The organism is Stenotrophomonas sp. NPDC077659 (assembly GCF_050268705.1).
Taxonomy (GTDB): domain Bacteria; phylum Pseudomonadota; class Gammaproteobacteria; order Xanthomonadales; family Xanthomonadaceae; genus Stenotrophomonas.
Genome location: NZ_JBNNHG010000030.1, coordinates 17,305 through 34,219 on the forward strand (window position 1 = coordinate 17,305; position 16,915 = coordinate 34,219).

Genomic DNA, 16,915 nt, shown 5'->3' on the forward strand with positions numbered 1-16,915 from the left:
GGCGGCCTCACAAGCAGGAACGCGCAGCATAGCGGTGCCAGCACCCGGGCGGTGCAGATCGCAGTCGAGCACGCTCGACTCTACAATGCAGGCCATGCCTACCCTGGATGACCTGCGCCGCTATGCGGTGGCGCGTACGCTGTTCACGCCGACGACCCTGTTGGCGGCCATCCGCCGCCTGGGCTTCGTGCAGGCCGATCCGATCCGGGCGCCGGCCCGTGCCCAGGATCTGACCCTGCGGCATCGGGTGAAGGGCTACAGGGCCGGTGATCTGGAACGGCGTTATGCACGTCTTCCGGTGGAAGAAGACTGCCTGGTCAACTATGGCTTCCTGCCGCGCGAGCACCTGGCGTTGATGCACCCGCGGGTGTCGTCCCGGGTATGGGACGCAGCTACGCGGCGCAGGGCTGCCGAGGTGCTGGCGTTCGTACAGGCGCGTGGCAGCGTGCATCCGCGCGAGGTCGACCAGGCATTCGCCCATGGCCGTGTGGCCAACTATTGGGGCGGCACCAGCAATGCCAGCACCCACCTGTTGGATGGAATGCACTATCGCGGCATGCTGCGCGTGCAGCGCCGTGACAGCGGCACCCGCATCTACAGCGTGGCATCGCACCCGGCGGTGGCGGCGGGCGCGGCGGCTGACGCGCAGCGCGCCGCCGCATTGGTCGACCTGGTGGTGCGCAAGTACGCGCCGCTGCCCGCCGCCAGCCTGGTGTATCTGGTACGCCTGCTCGGCTACGGTGCACCGCACCTGCGCGCGCCGTTGCAGCGCGCCTTGCAGGAGGCCCGGCAGACACTGGCCAGTGTCTGCACTGACGGCACTCGCTGGTATTGGCCCGTGGGCGAGAATCCGAGCTCGCGGCGTTTCCGGCTCGACGATCAGCTGCGGCTGCTGGCGCCCTTCGATCCGGTTGTCTGGGACCGCCGCCGGTTCGAGCTGCTTTGGGGCTGGACCTACAGATTTGAAGCGTACACGCCCGCGGCCAAGCGCCAGTTCGGGTACTACGCCTTGCCGCTGCTGTGGCGTGGTGAGGTACTTGGCTGGGCCAATGTCGCCAGTCGCGAAGGCGTCCTTCAGCCCAGCTTCGGTTATGCCAGCGGCAATGCGCCGAAGGAGGTCGCGTTCCGCAACGCGCTGGATGATGAGTTGCAGCGCCTGGACGATTTCATGCAGGGTCAGCGGCGGGTGTGAACGGTGGACACGGCATCAGCCATGGTCACGGCCATCTGTCGGTCGCAAGGAAGTGCCCAGTGTTGAGGCAGCGAATGTCCCGGCCATTCCGTGATTGCATTCTTCCAGCCGTGCGTTGGCCACCGCCTGGGTCGCCCCGCAATGGGCGCAGGCCAGCACTGTGCCGCCGTCTAGGCGTGCGATCTGCGCTTCTGCAGCACGGCTGACCTTGCCGCATGCCTGGCAGCGCAACGCCATTGAACGGATCCGTACGATGCCTCCTGTTGGATCCCTGTCTGCGTCCAGGGCCAGGACGAAAAATCGACCGGTATTGGGCATGGCTCTGTCTCTGTGGAACGTGCAGTCAGCCTGCCCGCAGTGGAGGCGGCTGGACGTGATGGAACCCTCAATCCGATGTCGACGTCGATGGGCTGGCCTTCACGCCTGCGCATGCTGCGGTGAGCGCCTGTACGGTGGTTTCAGGTGTTCCGCTTCAGCGCCGCCTGCCGTGCGGCGAAGACTTCCGGGGTCTGTGGCTTGACGAACAGGGCTACCAGCTCGGGAAACTCGTTCTTGACCGCGGTCTCGATTCGGGTGATGCAGGCTTCGATCTGTGGCGTGCGCCGGTCGTCCTCGAATTCCGCGCTGAGCATGGCCACCACCTGTTCGGGGCCCATCTGCAGGGTGGTCACGCCATTGGCACGCAGCAGATCAGGGTCGGTAACCGCCACGGCCATGATGCGCTGCGCCACCGCCGGGTGCGCCGGCTCCCCCACCAGCAGGCCCTTGGTTTCACGGGCCAGCAGGAAGGCAGTGACGGCCAGCACGGCAGCGATGCACAACGACGCCACGCCGTCCAGGACCGGCATGTCCAGCAGTTGCGCGGCCAACAGGCCGACGAGGGCGAAACCCAGACCGAGCAGGGCCGCAGTGTCTTCCAGCAGCACGGTGAAGGTAGAAGGATCCTTGCTGCGCCGAAAGGCTTCGAAGTAGCCCATTCGCCCCTTGCTGCGGCGGAATTCACGCAGGGCGATGTACCACGAGCTCCCTTCGAACAGCATGGATACGCCCAGGACGGTGTAGCTGAGGGCGTGGTTGCTGGCCGGTTGCGGATGGCGGATGTGCTGGACACCCTCGTAGGCCGAGACCCCCGCACCGGCGGCAAAAACCAGCAGGGCGACGATGAAGCTCCAGAAGTACAGCTCACGGCCATAGCCGAACGGGTGCAGCGTATCAGGCCGTTTTTCCGACCGATGCAGGCCGTACAGCAGCAGGACCTCGTTGAGCGTGTCGACAAGCGAGTGCACGCCTTCACTGAGCATGGCCGAGCTGCCGGAGATGCCGGCGGCGATGAATTTGGCGACGGCGATGGCAAGGTTGCCGAGCAGCGCTGCGTAGACGACCAGGCGGGAGCCTGTGGGAGCGGCCATGTGCGTTGTGGATGGAGGGGAGGTGCTGATGGTGCGATGCCCGGTGTCCGTGCCGTGTCTACGCCGCCGGGCATGGCCCGGCGCCACCGGGTCGTGGAAGCGCCAGAGGGTGTCAGCTGCTGCCGGCCAGCACCGCACGTACACGGCCGGCCAGCTCGCCGATGGTGAAGGGCTTGCCGATCAGCTGCACATGCGCGTCAAGCACGCCGTCGTCGACCAGTGCATTGCGGCTGTTGCCGGTGGCGAACAGGACTTTCAGCTGCGGATGGCGCGCCCGCGCCTCATCGGCCAACTGGCGGCCATTCATTCCCGGCATCACGACGTCGGTGAACAGCAGGGCGATGCCAGGATGGGCCTGCAGCAGCGGCAGGGCACTTTCGGCGCCATCGGCAGAAAGCACCTGGTAGCCCAGTTCGGACAACGCATCCACCGAGAAGGCACGCACTGCTGCATCATCATCCACCACCAGGATCTGCTCCGCGCCACCACCGGACAAGGGGGCGGGTGCGGCGGGCGTGGCTGGCAGTGCGTCCACCTCGGCCAGCAGGCGCGGCAGGTAGATCACCACGGTGGTGCCTTCGCCGGGCGTCGAGTGCAGGCGAACGTGGCCGTTGGACTGCTGCACGAAGCCGTAGACCTGCGACAGCCCCAGGCCGGTACCCTGGCCGACGGGTTTGGTGGTGAAGAACGGATCGAAGGCGCGCGCCACCACCTCCGGCGACATGCCACTGCCGGTGTCGGCCACCGCGATGCGCACGTAGTCACCGGCGGGGATGCCGCCATGTTCAAGCGCATTGGCCTGGTCGACGTGGCAGTTGCTGGTGTGGAGATTCAGGTGGCCACCCCCCTGCATCGCATCGCGCGCGTTCACCGCCAGGTTGAGAATCACGTTCTCCAGTTGGTTGGCATCGGCGTGTATCCACCACTGGCCGCCGCCCAGTACGGTCTGCAGAATGACGCTGCTGCCGAGCGAATGGACCAGCAGGTCGGTCATGCCGGCAATCAGATGGTTCACGTCCAGTGCCACCGGCTGCAGCGGCTGCTGGCGCGAGAAAGCCAGCAGCCGCTGGGTCAGCTGGGCGGCGCGCTGGGCACCATCCAGGGCCATTTCGATATAGCGCGCTGCGCGCGCGTCACTGTCGCCGATGCGCAGGGCCAGCAGGTCCAGCGGGCCGATCACCGTAGCCAGCATGTTGTTGAAGTCGTGCGCGATGCCGCCACTGAGCTGGCCGACCGCCTCCATCTTGCGGCTCTGCCGCAGCGCATCTTCCACCCGCAGGCGTTCGGCCACTTCGGCGCGTACGCGCGCTTCCAGCTGTTCGTTCAGCTCGCGCAGGCGCTCGTCTGCCGCCTTGCGTGCGGTGACGTCGATGGCCACGCCGAGCATGCGCACGCAGCGCCCGCCCTCGAAGATCCCGCGGCCCTTGGCCGCGACCCAGCGCACGATGCCGTCTTCCTTGCCAACCGTGCGGTACTCCACATCGTAGCTGGCGCGCCGCTGCGGGTCGGCGGCGGCCTCGATCGCCGCAAGTGTCAAGGCTCTGTCATCCGGGTGCAGGCCGTTGTGGAAGTCCTCGATCGTCACCTCCGCATCCGGTGAAATGCCGAACATCGCCTTGGTGCGCGCTGGCCAGAGCATGATGCTCTGGACCAGGTCCTGGTCCCAGAGACCGAGTTCACCGGCCTCCGTCGCCAGACGCAGGCGTTCCTCACTCTCGGCCAGTGCGGCTTCGGCGGCCTTGCGCCCGGACAGGTCGAGCATGGCGCCGATCATCCGCAGCGGGCGCCCCTCGGGATCGCGCAGGACCGCGCCACGGTCGAGCACATCGGCGTAGCTGCCATCCGCCCGGCGGAAACGATACTCGCCGATCCACGCGGTGCCGTCACCGTCAATGACGGCGTGGATGTTGCGATCAATGCGGTCGCGGTCCTCAGGATGGATATGATCCAGCCACCACTGCGCGCTGGTTTCCATCAATCGATGCCCGAACAGGCTGGACAGTGCCTCGTTCCAGATCACGTGGCCGTCGGACATGCGCCAGTCCCAGACGGCATCGTTGGTGGCCTGTGCGGCCAGCCGATAGCGCTCCTCGATATCGAGGCGCTCGGCTTCGGCCGACTTGCGGTCGGTGATGTCCAGCGAGGTACCCACCAGGCCGATGACCTCGTCATCGCCGTTGCGCAGCGGCGCCTTGGTCGACAGCCACCAGGCGCGACGTCCATCGGGAAAACTGACCTCTTCCTCAAGCTGCTCGCTGCGGCCAGTGGACATGACCCGCTCATCGGTGGCCATCACCGCCGCAGCCTGTGCGGGATCGGCCAGCAGTTCGGCATCGGTGCGGCCAACGTAGTCGGCAGGCGGACGACCTATCAGCTGGGAAGTGCCACTGTTGCCGATCAACAGGCGCCCCTGGCGATCCTTGGCGTACATCACGCCGGGTGCGGCCTCAAGAAAGGAATGCAGCAGGGCCTGCGCCTGGTCGCGCTCGGCCTGGACCCGCAGGCGCTCGCCGATGTCGATGAGGACCCCTGGAAAGCCCTTGGCCTTGCCATGTTCGTCCAGGTCCACGCGACCGATGCTCTCCAGCCAGTGATAGCCGCCGTCGGCGTCGCGCGTACGATACTGGTGGGCAAAGCGGCCGCCGTGCTGCACGGCATGTTCAATGGCCGCCATCAGGCCGGGCAGGTCGTCGGGGTGGACCGCGCCCAGTACGTCGTGCAGTTGCAGCCTGCGCTGCGCCAGCGCCGGGTCCAGGCCGAACGCCCGCGCCAGTGCTTCGTCCACGGTCAGCTGGTCGCGCGGAACATCCCAGAACCAGGTGCCGACGATCGCGCCCGCCGCCAGGGCCATGTTCACGCTATCGGTGGCATGCGCGGCTTGCGGCAGGGAAGCGGGAGGCTGGTTCACGGACGATCTCGAACGGCAGGCGATCACCTGCCACGGTGCGTGGCAGGCAGATCAAGGGCTGCAAGTGTAGATCAACGGCATGTCACGGCCGCGTGCTGCCGGTTCAACTGCCGCCCGGTTTCATCCGCATCACACGCTTGCGGTACTCGTAGACGTTGTCGCCGCGAACGCGCCGCTCCTGCGTGCCGGTGATCGAATCGACCCGCTGGTCCGAGCCGGTGACCGGCTTGGCATCAATCGCGGTTTCATGTTCGAACGAATGTGATTTGTCGGTGTTGCGGTAATAGCGGTACAGCGCCCAGTACAGCGCCGCAGCACCGGCCGGGCCGGCCGCCAGCAACCAGAGACCACTGTCGTCACTCATGTTGTCGCCACCAGGAAGGCAATTGCGAGGGCTTCGATGACCGTGCCGGTGGCCAGTGCGGCCAGCAGCATCTTCCACTGCTGCACGGGCACGCTGCCCATGGTCTCACCGGTACGGCCGTTCACCGCGATGTAGTGCAGCATGCCGCCATTGGCGCCGGGCTGGTGGTAGGAATACAGCCATACCGGCAGGTACATCGACACCCAGCGGGTGCCATGCACGTCCAGCTGCTCCTGTTCCCAGCGTACGCCACGGTCGTAGCGGCGCACGCTGGATTCAACCTGGGCGCGGGCGATCGACAGCAACTGGTCTTCCAGCCGCGGGCGCAGTTTCTCCACATCCAGGGTGCGCTTTTCGGAGGTGAAGCCCGCCAGGTAGGACGCGTTCCACTTCACCGCGTTCTTGGTGTCGAACGGCAGAATGGTGTTGATGATGTTGTTGGTATTGGTGCGCGTGTCGAGATTGCCGCGCTCGGCCGAGGATTCCAGCGGCAGGTCATCGACGGTGAACGCCACCTGGCGTTCGACCTGGTAGATGTCCGCGTCGTAGTAGGTCTGCTTGTTCTTCTCGGTGCCGCGGGTATATTCGCGCGTCTTGATCTCGCCCTTGCCGGCCACCGCCGCGCTGACATTGCTGTCCACGATCATGTAGGGCAGGTACACGCCCATCACGTTTTCCGGGGTGAACTGGTCCTTGAACGCCTTCAGCGCGAACATCCGCCGCTTGTCGACAAACTGGCGGATGCGTGCGACCGCATCGTCCTTCCTGATGTGGAAGGGCAACACGGCATCGGGCACGGCACCGTTGCTGATCTGCTCGTTGACGCCGAACACGTGGCGGCACCAGTGGCAGCGTGCGGTCATCGTGCTTTCGGTATTGACGGTTACCTCGGCACCACAGCCGCTGCACTTGAAGGTCATCAGCGCCGAGGTGCCAGCGTCGATGTCACGTGCACCGGAGGCGATGACCGTGCCCCGCAGCTGGTCCAGCGCCTCACCCAGGCCAAATTCCTCCTCCACCCGTGCGCCATGCCATTGGTGACGGCAATACAGGCAGACCAGGATATCGGTGCCGAGCTTGGGGCGGATGTCGGTGGCGCCGCACTTCGGGCAGCGGTTCAGGCCATCCTCGAGTTCGCTGGCCGAGGTGTCGATGGCCAGCGGATCGGGGGCCTCGATTTCATCGCGGATGGCCTGCGGCAGCGTGCTGGTATCCAGCGGGAAGCTGCCGGGCGCGGGCGGAACGTCCTGCGGTGACCCCGGCCCATCCAGCTTCGCCGCCGGCAGTGGCGGCGGCGAAGCAGGAACAGCCTGGGGCAGCGGTGGCGGACCGTTTCTGGGGTCGGACATGGTGTCTGCGCGTCCTGCGTGTTACAGGCCCAGTGCCTTGGCCTTCAGTGCGTCGTAATCGCTCTGGGTGATCAGGCCCAGGTCCAGCATCTCCTTGGCCTTCTTCAGCTTGGCCACCGGATCATCGGCAGCCGGTGCCGCCGGCTGCTGCAGGCTGCCCGCACCGAACATGCCCGAGGCCATGCCGACACCGACCAGGCCGGCGGCACCGCCGTTTTCGCCGGCCGACTGGATGCCCTGGGCCACGCTGGCCTGCAGGTTGGAATTGCCACGTGCACCGGACAACGCATCGGCACGCTGCACGGTCTTCAGCAGTTCGCGGGTGTTGGCGTCGTATTCAATGGAAACAATGGCGGTCTTGACGATGGCCAGGCCACGGTCGGACTGCCACTGGTAGGCCTGTTCCACGGCGGCCGACAGGCTCTGCGCAAAGCCGATGGAGTCCTGCTGCAGCCTGGTGATGCGGTTGCCCTTGGCCGGGTCGTTGCTGTACAGGCTGAAGGCCGGTGCCAGTGAACCCACCACTTCGTTGAACAGCTGGGTGGCGGCGGCATTGTCCATGTCGGTGAAGTCGAACACCTGGCCTGGCCGCAGGTAGCTGGCCGGCACGAAGTTCTTCACGAACAGGATCGGGTCGACGATCTTCAGCGTGTACGAGCCACGGGTGACCGCACCGACCTGGGTGTTGAGGAAGGCGTCATCCCAGTAGATTTCCGACTGGGTGCCGAAGCGGTTGTCCGGCAGTTCCTTCAGCGAAACGAAGAAGGCCGCCTGCTGTGCGCCGGGCTGGCCGCCGAACTTGAAGCGTTCCCAGCTCTGCTTGATGAAGGTGCTGACCAGGCCGTCACCGGCGAAGATCGACTGCGAGTTCAGATCATCCGAGCGCCATTCGTAGCCACCCGGTTCGGCCACGAAGGCGGTGATCGCGCCGTCCTGGAACAGCAGCAGGCCGTAGCCTTCGGGCACGACGATCTTCGAGCCGTTGCTGATGATGTTGGAGGAGCCGTGGGTATTGGAGCCACGGCCGGCATTGGTGCCCTGCGGCACCGCCGCGAACAGCGCTGCGGTCGACGGCAGGCCCGCCGGTACGGTGTAGAAGTCTTTCCACTGGTCGGCCAGAACACCGCCCACCGCACCCTTGACCGCCTGTACCAGACCCATGACCTGCTCCCTGTGGTTACCGGACAGGCACCGTGCCTGTCATCGGCTGACTATAGAGGAGCGGGGCGGTGCTTCGCCACCGGTACCGGCGGTGCCTGTTCATGTGGCGGGATCAGCGCACCGACTGCGGTACCCGCCTCAGCTTCGAGGTGTCATAGCCCATCGCGGCAATGCGATCGACAGCGGCCTGGTAGTCCTGCGCCGATACCTGCGGCGTGCGTGCCATGTACCAGACGTAGTCGCGCTTGCTGCGGGCAACGATGGTCTGCTGATAGTCCTCGTCCAGCCAGGCAATGATGTACTCGGCCTGGATGGGCCAGACGAACTGCATGCCCCACACCGCGCCGGCGCCTTCCTTTTCGACCCGGCCCACCGGGTGCATGCTCTTGAATGGCGCGTGGAAGCTTCCCTTGCGGTAGGTGAAGGTGGTCTGGATGCGACCGTCCGGCTTCAACGCATAGCTTTCCACGGCGTCGAAGGCTTTACGCTCGGGCCAGGAGGGGATATGGGCGATGACGTACCAGTCGCCCATGAAGCGCGGCACGTCCACCGATGCAGCGCGTGGCAGCGGCCGGGTGTCCTGGCTGCTGCAGCCGCTGCCGAACAGAGCCACGGCCAGCAGTGAAAACAGGGGCAGGCTTCGCATGGCGGGGCTCCTTCAGCGGGGGCGGAACAGATAGTGGGCAACCAGCCACTGCTGGCCGTCGTCATAGCCGAACAGTTCGGCGCAGGCCATCCAGAACATCCGCCAGCGCTGCCACCAGACCTGCGCGGCGGCCTCGCCATAGGTCGCCTGCAGCACCGGCATCAGCTGGGCGCGGGCAGCGTCCTGGTTGTCCAGCCAGTGGTTGGCGGTGCGCTGGTAATGGGTGCCGTCCAGCAGCCAGCGCTGGTCCAGCTGCAGGTGCTGCTGGAAATGCAGCAGCGTATCGGCCGCCGGCATCAGGCCGCCGGTGAAGAAGTGGCGGCCCATCCAGTTGTCATCGCCTTCGGTCTCGAACGGGTACATCAGCGTGCGGTGGGCGAAGATGTGCACGAACAGCGCACCGTCGGGGCGCAGCCAGCCGGCGATCCGCTGCAGCAGCTGCGCGTAGTTGCGCACGTGTTCGAACATTTCCACCGACACGCAGCGGTCGAAGCGTGCAGCAGGCAGTTCCAGCAGGTTGACGTCGCGGGTGAGCACCTCCACGTTGCGCAGGCCGCGCGCCTGGCACTGGCCGAGGATGTGCTCGCGCTGGCTGTTGGAGTTGGACACCGCAGTGATGCGCGCATTCGGGTAGCGTTCGGCCATCCACAGCGTCAGCGAACCCCAGCCGCAGCCCAGTTCAAGAATGTCCTGTCCATCACGCAGTCCGGCGCGTTGCGAATACAGCTCCAGCATCGCCTCTTCGGCCTGGTCCAGCGTTTCGTGACCGGTGCGGTAGTAGCAGCTGCTGTACTTCAGGCGCTTGCCCAGGCAGGCCTGGAAGAACGCGGCGGGCACTTCATAGTGCTGGCGGTTGGCCGCATCGACGTGCAGCGCCAGCGGGCTGCCGGCCAGTTCGGCAATGCGCCGCTGGAAGCGCACGGACTGCGCTTCCAGGCCGCCCTCGGCCTCTTCCTGCAGGCGCTGCGCGCACAGGCGACGGATGCCCGCGCGCAGGGCGATATCCGGTATCCAGCCGCGTTCGGCCCAGCCAGTGATGCCGCCTTCGATCTCGACGGGGGGATGCAGCGTGGTGGTGGCATTCATGGCGTGCGGTCCTGGGAAGGGGGAGTGCGGGGGAACCACGGGAAGAACATCGACGTGCTGCGCTGGTACTGCCGGTAGTCCTCGCCGCGGCTGCGCAGCGCCTGCTTTTCGGTAAAGGGGACACCGCTGAGGTAGCGCAGGAACAGGTACATCACCACCGGGCCTGACCAGGCCAGCCACCACAACGGTGAGCCGACGGCCAGCAGTACGTAGGTGAACCAGTGCAGCCATTCAAAGAAATAGTTGGGGTGCCGCGAGTAGCGCCACAGCCCCTGGCGGCAGGTCCGGCCCTTGTTGGCCGGGTCGGCGCGGAAGCGCGCAAGCTGGCGGTCGGCCAGGGCTTCGCCGCCCACGCTGAGCAGCCAGACCGCTGCCGCTGCGGCGATCCAGCCGGCATGCCCGGCCCCCGGAGTGCGTGCCACGGCCAGGAACGGCAGCGCGAACAGCACCACCAGCAGCGCCTGCGCCATGAAGAAGCCGAAGATCTTCCCCTGGTGGCCGTTCCAGTGTTCGCGCAGGTAACGGTAGCGACCGTCCTCGTCTTCACTGCGCACGCGGTGCCACAGATGCAGGGCCAGGCGGCTGCCCCACAGCCCGCCCAGCACCGCCAGTGCGATGCGGGGCTGGACCGCGCCGTCGCCCAGCCACGCCAGCAGCAGCGCGCCAGCGGCCACGCCCTTGGCCCACAGCACGTCGACTACACCGATGTTGCGGTGGCGGCGCTGCCACGCCCAGCCCCAGCACATCACCAGTACCGCGTAGAGCAGCACCCAGCCGAGCAGATTCATGCGGACGCTCCTTTATGCGCAGCCCTGCGTGCGGCCGCGCCGCCAGGGCCGGTGCCGCGTCGTGCCAGCGCGCACAGCAGCGGCAGGGCGATGCTCCAGCCCACGCCGAGCAGCACGACACCGCGCCACGCGGGGGCCGTGAACTGCACCGCATCGAAGCCGCGCGCTGCCGACAGGTACGCCAGCGGGGCCAGCAGCAGGCCGAACAGCGCCGGCAGCAGACGATGCCGCTGCAGGAACGTCATCGACGCAGTGAGTGTCATGGCGAATGCCGCCCACAGCGCCATGATCCATGGCGGCGGTGCCCAGCCCAGCGGCGCGGCGGCATAGCGCACGGTGCCGCTGGCAGCGGCGATGCCATCGACCAGCCAGGCGCAGGCCAGGGCAAGCAGCAGAAGACGCAGGTCTACCCGCGGCACCGGGCTGGTCAGCAGCTGGCTGGCAACATAGAGCGCTGCTGCCAGCAGAGCCGGCCATTGCCAGCCGCGCGCCGCACCGGCCACCGCGCACAGCCAGACCAGCTGGTTGCCGAGCAGGTTGGCCCAGATCCGCTTCATCTCAGAGCCCACCGCCGTTGGGGACGTCCGTGCAGTAACCAGGCCGCGCCATCAGCAGGTGCGATACACCGATGGAGCGCTCCAGGAAGCCGCCCTCGCAGTAGGCCAGATAGAACTCCCACAGCCGGCAGAAACGTTCATCGAAGCCCTGCGCCAGCACCGCGGCGCGCTGGGCCAGGAAGCGTTGGCGCCAGGCGCGCAGGGTCAGTGCATAGGAGTGGCCGAAATCCTGCTGCGCGATCAACTGCAGGTCGCTGGCCCGGGTTTTGGCCGCCAGGATGGCGTTGATCGAAGGAATGAAACTGCCGGGGAACACGAACCGCTTGATGTAATCCACGCTGCGCCGCGCCTGTTCATAGCGGTGGTCTTCGATGGTGATCGCCTGCAGCAGGGCCACGCCATCGGGCTTCAGCAGGCGCTGCAGGGTGCCCATGTAGGTATCGAGGAATTCCGCGCCGATGGCCTCGATCATTTCGATGGAGACCAGCTTGTCGAACTGGCCCTGCAGGTCGCGGTAGTCCTGCATCAGCACGGTCACGCGCTCCTTCAACCCGGCCGCCTGCACACGCTGCACGGCCAGCGCGTGCTGTTCGGCGGAAATGGTGGTGGTGGTGACGTGGCAGCCGTAGTGGCGGGCGGCATGCACGGCAAAGCCGCCCCAGCCGGCGCCGATTTCCACCACGCGATCACCCGGCTGCAGCTGCAGCTGCTGGCAGATCCGGTCCAGCTTGCGCGTGGACGCCGCTTCAAGCGTCTCGTCGGCGCGTATGTAGAGGGCCGAGGAATACATCAGGTCGGGCGACAGGAACAGGGCAAAGAAATCGTTGCCGAGGTCGTAGTGGGCGGCGATGTTGCGCCGGCTGCCTTCGCGGCTGTTGCGGCGCAGGCGGTTCCAGCCGCGCAGCAGCCAACCGGCCGCGCGCGCCGGGCCACGCTCCATGCCGTCCAGCAGGTCGCGGTTGCGCACCAGCAGGCGGACCAGCGCCACCAGGTCATCGCAGCGCCAGTCGCCATGGATGTAGCTTTCGCCAGCGCCCACGCTGCCCTGTGCCGCCACCTTGCGGTAGAACGCCGGGTCGTCGATGGTCACCGTCGCCTGCAATGGCCCCTGGCCATCGCCCAGCAGCACCTCGCCGAATGCATCGCGGACGCGCAGTTGGCCGGCACGCAACGGGGCCAGCTGGGCCAGCAGGCGACGGCGCAGGAAGGCATCCAGTGCACCGGCACGGGGCAGGGCCACCGAAGGCGTCAGGTTGTTCATCGCGGTTTCTCGGCTAGGGAAGGGTGGTCGTGCACGGGGTTGCGTTTCAGCCACAGGCGCAGCGCCTGCCAGTGGATGGCAGCAACCACCTGCAGGGTCATCAGCGGGTAGGCCAGCAGCACCCGTGCCAGGCCGCGGCCAGTCAACGGCTGCCGCTGCATGCTCTGGGTGGCATCGAACTGGCGCACACCATCGCGCCAGACCTGCATGTGCACCCGCAACGCGTCGCCCGGTGCGTTGAGGCGCCAGTCGTAGCGGCAGTCCATCGGCATGAACGGGGAAACATGGAAGCACTTGTCGAACTGCCAGCGCAGGCTGTCGCCTTCCTGCTGGGCCTGCTCGACCGGCAGCACGTAGGCATGCCGTTCCTTCCATGGCGTGTTGGTGATGTCGGCGACGATGCAGGCCAGCGTGCTGCCATCGCTCTGGTAGCAGTAGTAGAAGCTGACCGGATTGAACACGTGGCCACCGAAACGCAGGTGGGTCAGCAGGCGCACCGGGCCGTCGGGGCGGTAGCCGAGCACGGTGGCGGCGTGGTCGCGCACGGCGTCTGCCAGGTTCACCTCGGCGGCGCCGAGGTAATCACTGCGGCGGAACTCTGCCAGGTTGCGGCGGTTGACCGACCACAGCCAGTGCCCGGCAAAGACCTGGTCCAGTTCGTCCAGATCCAGCAGCAACTGCGCGACCCGGTAGCGGAACGCGTGCGCGTGCGGGTGGTGCCGCCGGTGCTGTACGTGGCCAAAGTAGATCGCGCTGGCGGTCATGCGCTGACCTCGCTCGGCCGAAGCGGCGATGCCATGCCGCGGCGTGCGCCCAGCGCGTCGACCATGCGCCGTGCGCTGGCGATGCCGTCTTCATGGAAGCCCCAGCCCCAATAGGCGCCCGCAAACCACGTATGGCGATGGCCCTGGATCTCGCCCCAGCGCCGTTGCGCGCGCACTGCAGCGTGGTCATGCACCGGGTGTGCGTAGTTCAGGCGGCGCAGCACTTTGGCCGGGTCGATGGCGTCGCTGCGGTTGAGGGTGACCACCAGCGGTGTTTCACCGGGCAGGCCCTGCAGCAGGTTCATGCAGTAGCTCACCGTGCACGCGGCGGCTGGATCCTGCGGTACGTGGGCGTTCCATGCCGCCCAGGCCTTGCGGTTGCGCGGCAGCAGCGAAGCATCGGTATGCAGTACCGCTTCGTTGGCCTGGTAGCGGATCGCACCGAGCACGGCGTGTTCGACCGGGTCGGCGTCGGCCAGCAGTGCCAGCGCCTGGTTGCTGTGGCAGGCCAGGATCACCTCATCGAAACCTTCGATGCCGGCGGCGCTGTGAACCCGCGCGCCCCAGGGCATGCGCTCGACCGCCTGTACTGGGGTTTCCAGCCGCTCACGCACCCGCCATCGAGTGCGCAATGCATCTACGTAGCGTGCGGAGCCACCCTTGACCACCCGCCACGGCGGCCGGCCGGTCATCTGCAGCATCTGGTGGTTGGCCATGAACTGCACCAGATAGCGCGCCGGGAATTCCAGCACGCTGGCGGTGGGCGATGACCACAGCGCCGATGCCATCGGCAGCAGATGCTCCTCCACGAAGGCATCGCCGAAACGCTGCTGCCGCAGGTACTGGCCCAGTGTCGGTCCTTCCGGCTCGGCCAGCAGCTGCGGCGCATCCCGATAGAAGCGCCGCAGGTCGGCCAGCATTCCCCAGAAACGCGGCGAGAGCAGGTTGCGCCGCTGGCAGAACAGGGCATCCAGCGACGTGGCGTTGTATTCCACGCCGCTGCGATCACTGTGCATGGAAAAGCTCATCGTGGTGGGCTGCGAGGCCACGCCCAGCTCGTCGAACAGGGCGCTGAGCAACGGGTAGTGCAGGGGGTTGAACACGATGAAGCCGGTATCGACGGCCATCGTGTGTCCGTCCACGTTCACCTGGTGGGTATGGGTATGGCCGCCCAGGTAGTCGCTGGCCTCATACAGGGTGACTTCGTGCTCACCGTCCAGCCAGTACGCGCTGGCCAGCCCTGCGATACCCGAACCGATGACCGCGATACGCATGGTCAGTCCTTCGCCTTGGCCAGAACCCAGCCGGGTATGGGCTTGAGCCCGTGGACCAGGCGCAGGGCGGCCAGCAGCCGCAGCCCGTACCAGGTCAGGTCCACTTCCCACCAGCGGAAGCCCTGGCGGACTGTGCCGGGGAAGAAGTGGTGGTTGTTGTGCCAGCCTTCGCCGAAGGTCAGCAGGGCAAGCCAGAGGTTGTTGCGGCTGTCATCGCGGGTGTCGAAGCGGCGGCTGCCGAAACGGTGGGCCAGCGAATTGATGGTGACGGTGGCATGGAACAGCACCACGGTGGAGACGAAGAAGCCCCAGACCAGCAGCTGCGGACCGGTGGTGTGCAGGCCCGGCGCCACACGCTCCAGCAGTGCGCCGAGCGCGTACAGGCCTGCAGCCAGCAGCACGGGCACGGCAATGTCGAAGCGGTCCAGCCAGCGCAGCTCGGGAAAGCGCGCCAGGTCCGGTACGCGGCTCAGATCGGTGGCAAAGGCTTCGCGGGTCAGGAACCAGCCCATGTGGCTGCGCCAGAATCCACCTTCGTTGGGCGAGTGCGGATCCTGCGGCTGGTCGGCGTGGCGATGATGGTGCCGGTGATGCGCGGCCCACCAGAGCGGGCCACGTTGCACGCTGGCGGCGCCGATCAATGCAAAGACGAACTGCACCGGCCGCGACGCCTGGAAGGTGCGGTGTGAGAAGTAGCGATGGTAGAAACCGGTGATCGCAAACATGCGGACCGCATACAGGGCCAACGCCACCAGCACTGCGGTCCAGGACACCCCGACCCAGATCACCCCCAGGCAGGCCACGTGCAGCAGGGCGAATGGCACCGCCCGCAGCCAGTCGATGCGGCCGCGCTGCGCTGGATCGACCTCGACCACCGCAGCAGCGTCGGTGTCGAACCAGCGGTGCAGGGTACGCAACAGGCGCTCACGTCGGCGTGGAAGGGGCGCGGCAGCGGACATGGGCGAAGTCTCGGGTGCGTGTTTGTCTACCTCTACGCGACAGAGCGTCAATTGGATGCAGTGGATGCCGCTCGCGCCTGCCTTCACCTGGCGGTCACGGTGCAGCTTGCCACCAGCGGCTGCGCCCAGGCCTGCTGCCACTGCGCCACCGGTTGCGGCCTGGCCGGTGCGGCGAATCGGACGATGACGGTCGGGTAGCTGCCGCCGGCATCACGCAGATTGCTGGTGCCACGGAATTCCAGCAGCCGCCGGTCGGCGTCGGCGTAGACCAGCAATAAGCGTGGAGCAACCGCGCCATACCAGGTGTCCAGCCGCACTTCGATGGCCTGTGCCGGCACGCCCTGCCAGCGCACCGCCGCGCTGCGCCGCATGCTGACCGGATAGAAGCGCTGCCGCGCGGGCACCAGGAACGGCAGGCGGACCTCCTGCCCCTGCATCAAGCCCTGCCAATGGGCGCGCACGGCTGCGTCGAAGCCGGTGTCGATCACCGCCCCGGCGGGCAGCGCCAGGCGTGCCTGGCGCTCGGGCTGGCCGGCGCTCTCCTTCCAGTCGATGCTGACCTGGCTGCCTTCGACGGCCACGCGTGCGTCCTGGCCGCTGCGACCATCCAGCAGCTGGTAGCCGCGGGCCTGGGCCACGGCGGTGCCCGGCAACGTCTTGCGCGCGAAGGGACGCCCATCCGGGCACAGGTACTGCACCCAATGCGCGGCGCCTTCGGACGCTTCGCGCCGCCAGTGCAGCTCGCGGTAGGCGGGGGTGCCGTCGCTGAGGGTCGCTACCCCCTCGCTGTACAGCAGCGGCGCAGCACTGGCCACGGTGGCGAGCGAGAGGAGCAGGCCGGCGGTAGGCATGGGGATCCTGGCAGAGTGGCTTGCAGGGCATACGTGCGTGCCCGGCAGATGGATGCAGTGTGGCCGCTGCATCCAGACCGGCCTCTGCTGCGTACAGCACACAGACTCCCCTTCACCTGCCTGATCGCCGCCCGGATGTACCCTGACGCCGCCAGCCCTTCCTTTAACTTCGATACCGCGCGCATCGTGTCCAGTTCCCAGCAGCCGAGCAACGAGCCGACGAACTGGACCGGTGACATGGACGGTGTGGCGCGCCTGCGCGACCGCAGCTGCTTCATGCGCATCTACGACCACTTCATGCCACGCCTGTGCGTTTACCTGCGCGGCCTGGGCGCGCCGGAGGCGG

General features: G+C 67.0%; 15 protein-coding genes and 1 pseudogene. 2 read left to right on the forward strand and 14 right to left on the reverse strand.

Annotation, left to right across the window (positions count from 1 at the left end; all coding sequences use genetic code 11):
• Positions 1-85: 85 nt before the first annotated feature.
• The gene (locus ACQKDV_RS06745; protein WP_427782992.1) at positions 86-1,192 is read left to right on the forward strand and encodes a DNA glycosylase AlkZ-like family protein; all 1,107 of its coding nucleotides are present in this window, start codon (positions 86-88) and stop codon (positions 1,190-1,192) included.
• A gap of 458 nt (positions 1,193-1,650) precedes the next feature.
• On the opposite strand, the gene ACQKDV_RS06750 is transcribed toward ACQKDV_RS06745, so the two are convergent.
• The 14 genes from ACQKDV_RS06750 to ACQKDV_RS06815 all read right to left on the reverse strand — a co-directional run bounded on the left by ACQKDV_RS06750 (position 1,651) and on the right by ACQKDV_RS06815 (position 16,569).
• Positions 1,651-2,601 (reverse strand): cation diffusion facilitator family transporter, encoded by a 951-nt coding sequence (locus tag ACQKDV_RS06750; RefSeq protein ID WP_427782993.1) that lies wholly within the window; start codon positions 2,599-2,601, stop codon positions 1,651-1,653.
• A 112-nt stretch (positions 2,602-2,713) separates the two neighbouring features.
• The gene (locus ACQKDV_RS06755) at positions 2,714-5,509 is read right to left on the reverse strand and encodes a PAS domain-containing protein (RefSeq protein ID WP_427782994.1); all 2,796 of its coding nucleotides are present in this window, start codon (positions 5,507-5,509) and stop codon (positions 2,714-2,716) included.
• A 103-nt stretch (positions 5,510-5,612) separates the two neighbouring features.
• Entirely contained in the window at positions 5,613-5,873 is a 261-nt protein-coding gene (locus ACQKDV_RS06760; RefSeq protein ID WP_427782995.1) for a hypothetical protein, read from the reverse strand.
• On the reverse strand, positions 5,870-7,222 hold the full coding sequence (locus tag ACQKDV_RS06765) for a TFIIB-type zinc ribbon-containing protein (protein ID WP_427782996.1): 1,353 nt from the start codon (positions 7,220-7,222) through the stop codon (positions 5,870-5,872). The genes ACQKDV_RS06760 and ACQKDV_RS06765 overlap by 4 nt, the downstream gene beginning before the upstream one ends.
• 21 nt (positions 7,223-7,243) lie before the next feature.
• Entirely contained in the window at positions 7,244-8,383 is a 1,140-nt protein-coding gene (locus ACQKDV_RS06770; RefSeq protein WP_427782997.1) for an SPFH domain-containing protein, read from the reverse strand.
• Positions 8,384-8,495: 112 nt separating this feature from the next.
• Positions 8,496-9,029, reverse strand: a complete 534-nt coding sequence (locus tag ACQKDV_RS06775) for a lipocalin family protein (RefSeq protein ID WP_427782999.1) — start codon at positions 9,027-9,029, stop codon at positions 8,496-8,498.
• A gap of 12 nt (positions 9,030-9,041) precedes the next feature.
• The gene (locus tag ACQKDV_RS06780; protein ID WP_427783000.1) at positions 9,042-10,115 is read right to left on the reverse strand and encodes an SAM-dependent methyltransferase; all 1,074 of its coding nucleotides are present in this window, start codon (positions 10,113-10,115) and stop codon (positions 9,042-9,044) included.
• Positions 10,112-10,903, reverse strand: coding sequence for a DUF1295 domain-containing protein (locus ACQKDV_RS06785; RefSeq protein ID WP_427783001.1), 792 nt, complete (start codon positions 10,901-10,903; stop codon positions 10,112-10,114). The genes ACQKDV_RS06780 and ACQKDV_RS06785 overlap by 4 nt, the downstream gene beginning before the upstream one ends.
• Positions 10,900-11,460 carry a DUF2878 domain-containing protein gene (locus ACQKDV_RS06790; RefSeq protein ID WP_427783002.1) on the reverse strand — a complete coding sequence of 187 codons (561 nt, stop codon included), beginning with the start codon at positions 11,458-11,460 and terminating at the stop codon, positions 10,900-10,902. The genes ACQKDV_RS06785 and ACQKDV_RS06790 overlap by 4 nt, the downstream gene beginning before the upstream one ends.
• 1 nt (position 11,461) lies before the next feature.
• Entirely contained in the window at positions 11,462-12,721 is a 1,260-nt protein-coding gene (locus tag ACQKDV_RS06795; protein ID WP_427783003.1) for a class I SAM-dependent methyltransferase, read from the reverse strand.
• On the reverse strand, positions 12,718-13,485 hold the full coding sequence (locus ACQKDV_RS06800) for a DUF1365 domain-containing protein (RefSeq protein WP_427783004.1): 768 nt from the start codon (positions 13,483-13,485) through the stop codon (positions 12,718-12,720). Before ACQKDV_RS06800 ends, ACQKDV_RS06795 begins: the two co-directional genes overlap by 4 nt.
• Positions 13,482-14,759, reverse strand: coding sequence for an NAD(P)/FAD-dependent oxidoreductase (locus ACQKDV_RS06805; RefSeq protein WP_427783005.1), 1,278 nt, complete (start codon positions 14,757-14,759; stop codon positions 13,482-13,484). Before ACQKDV_RS06805 ends, ACQKDV_RS06800 begins: the two co-directional genes overlap by 4 nt.
• 2 nt (positions 14,760-14,761) lie before the next feature.
• Positions 14,762-15,718 (reverse strand): acyl-CoA desaturase, encoded by a 957-nt coding sequence (locus ACQKDV_RS06810; RefSeq protein ID WP_427783006.1) that lies wholly within the window; start codon positions 15,716-15,718, stop codon positions 14,762-14,764.
• An 83-nt stretch (positions 15,719-15,801) separates the two neighbouring features.
• Positions 15,802-16,569, reverse strand: a complete 768-nt coding sequence (locus ACQKDV_RS06815) for a hypothetical protein (protein WP_427783007.1) — start codon at positions 16,567-16,569, stop codon at positions 15,802-15,804.
• Positions 16,570-16,704: 135 nt separating this feature from the next.
• Here ACQKDV_RS06815 and ACQKDV_RS06820 point away from each other — a divergent pair.
• Positions 16,705-16,915 (forward strand): annotated as a pseudogene (locus tag ACQKDV_RS06820) (sigma-70 family RNA polymerase sigma factor); the annotation flags it as partial.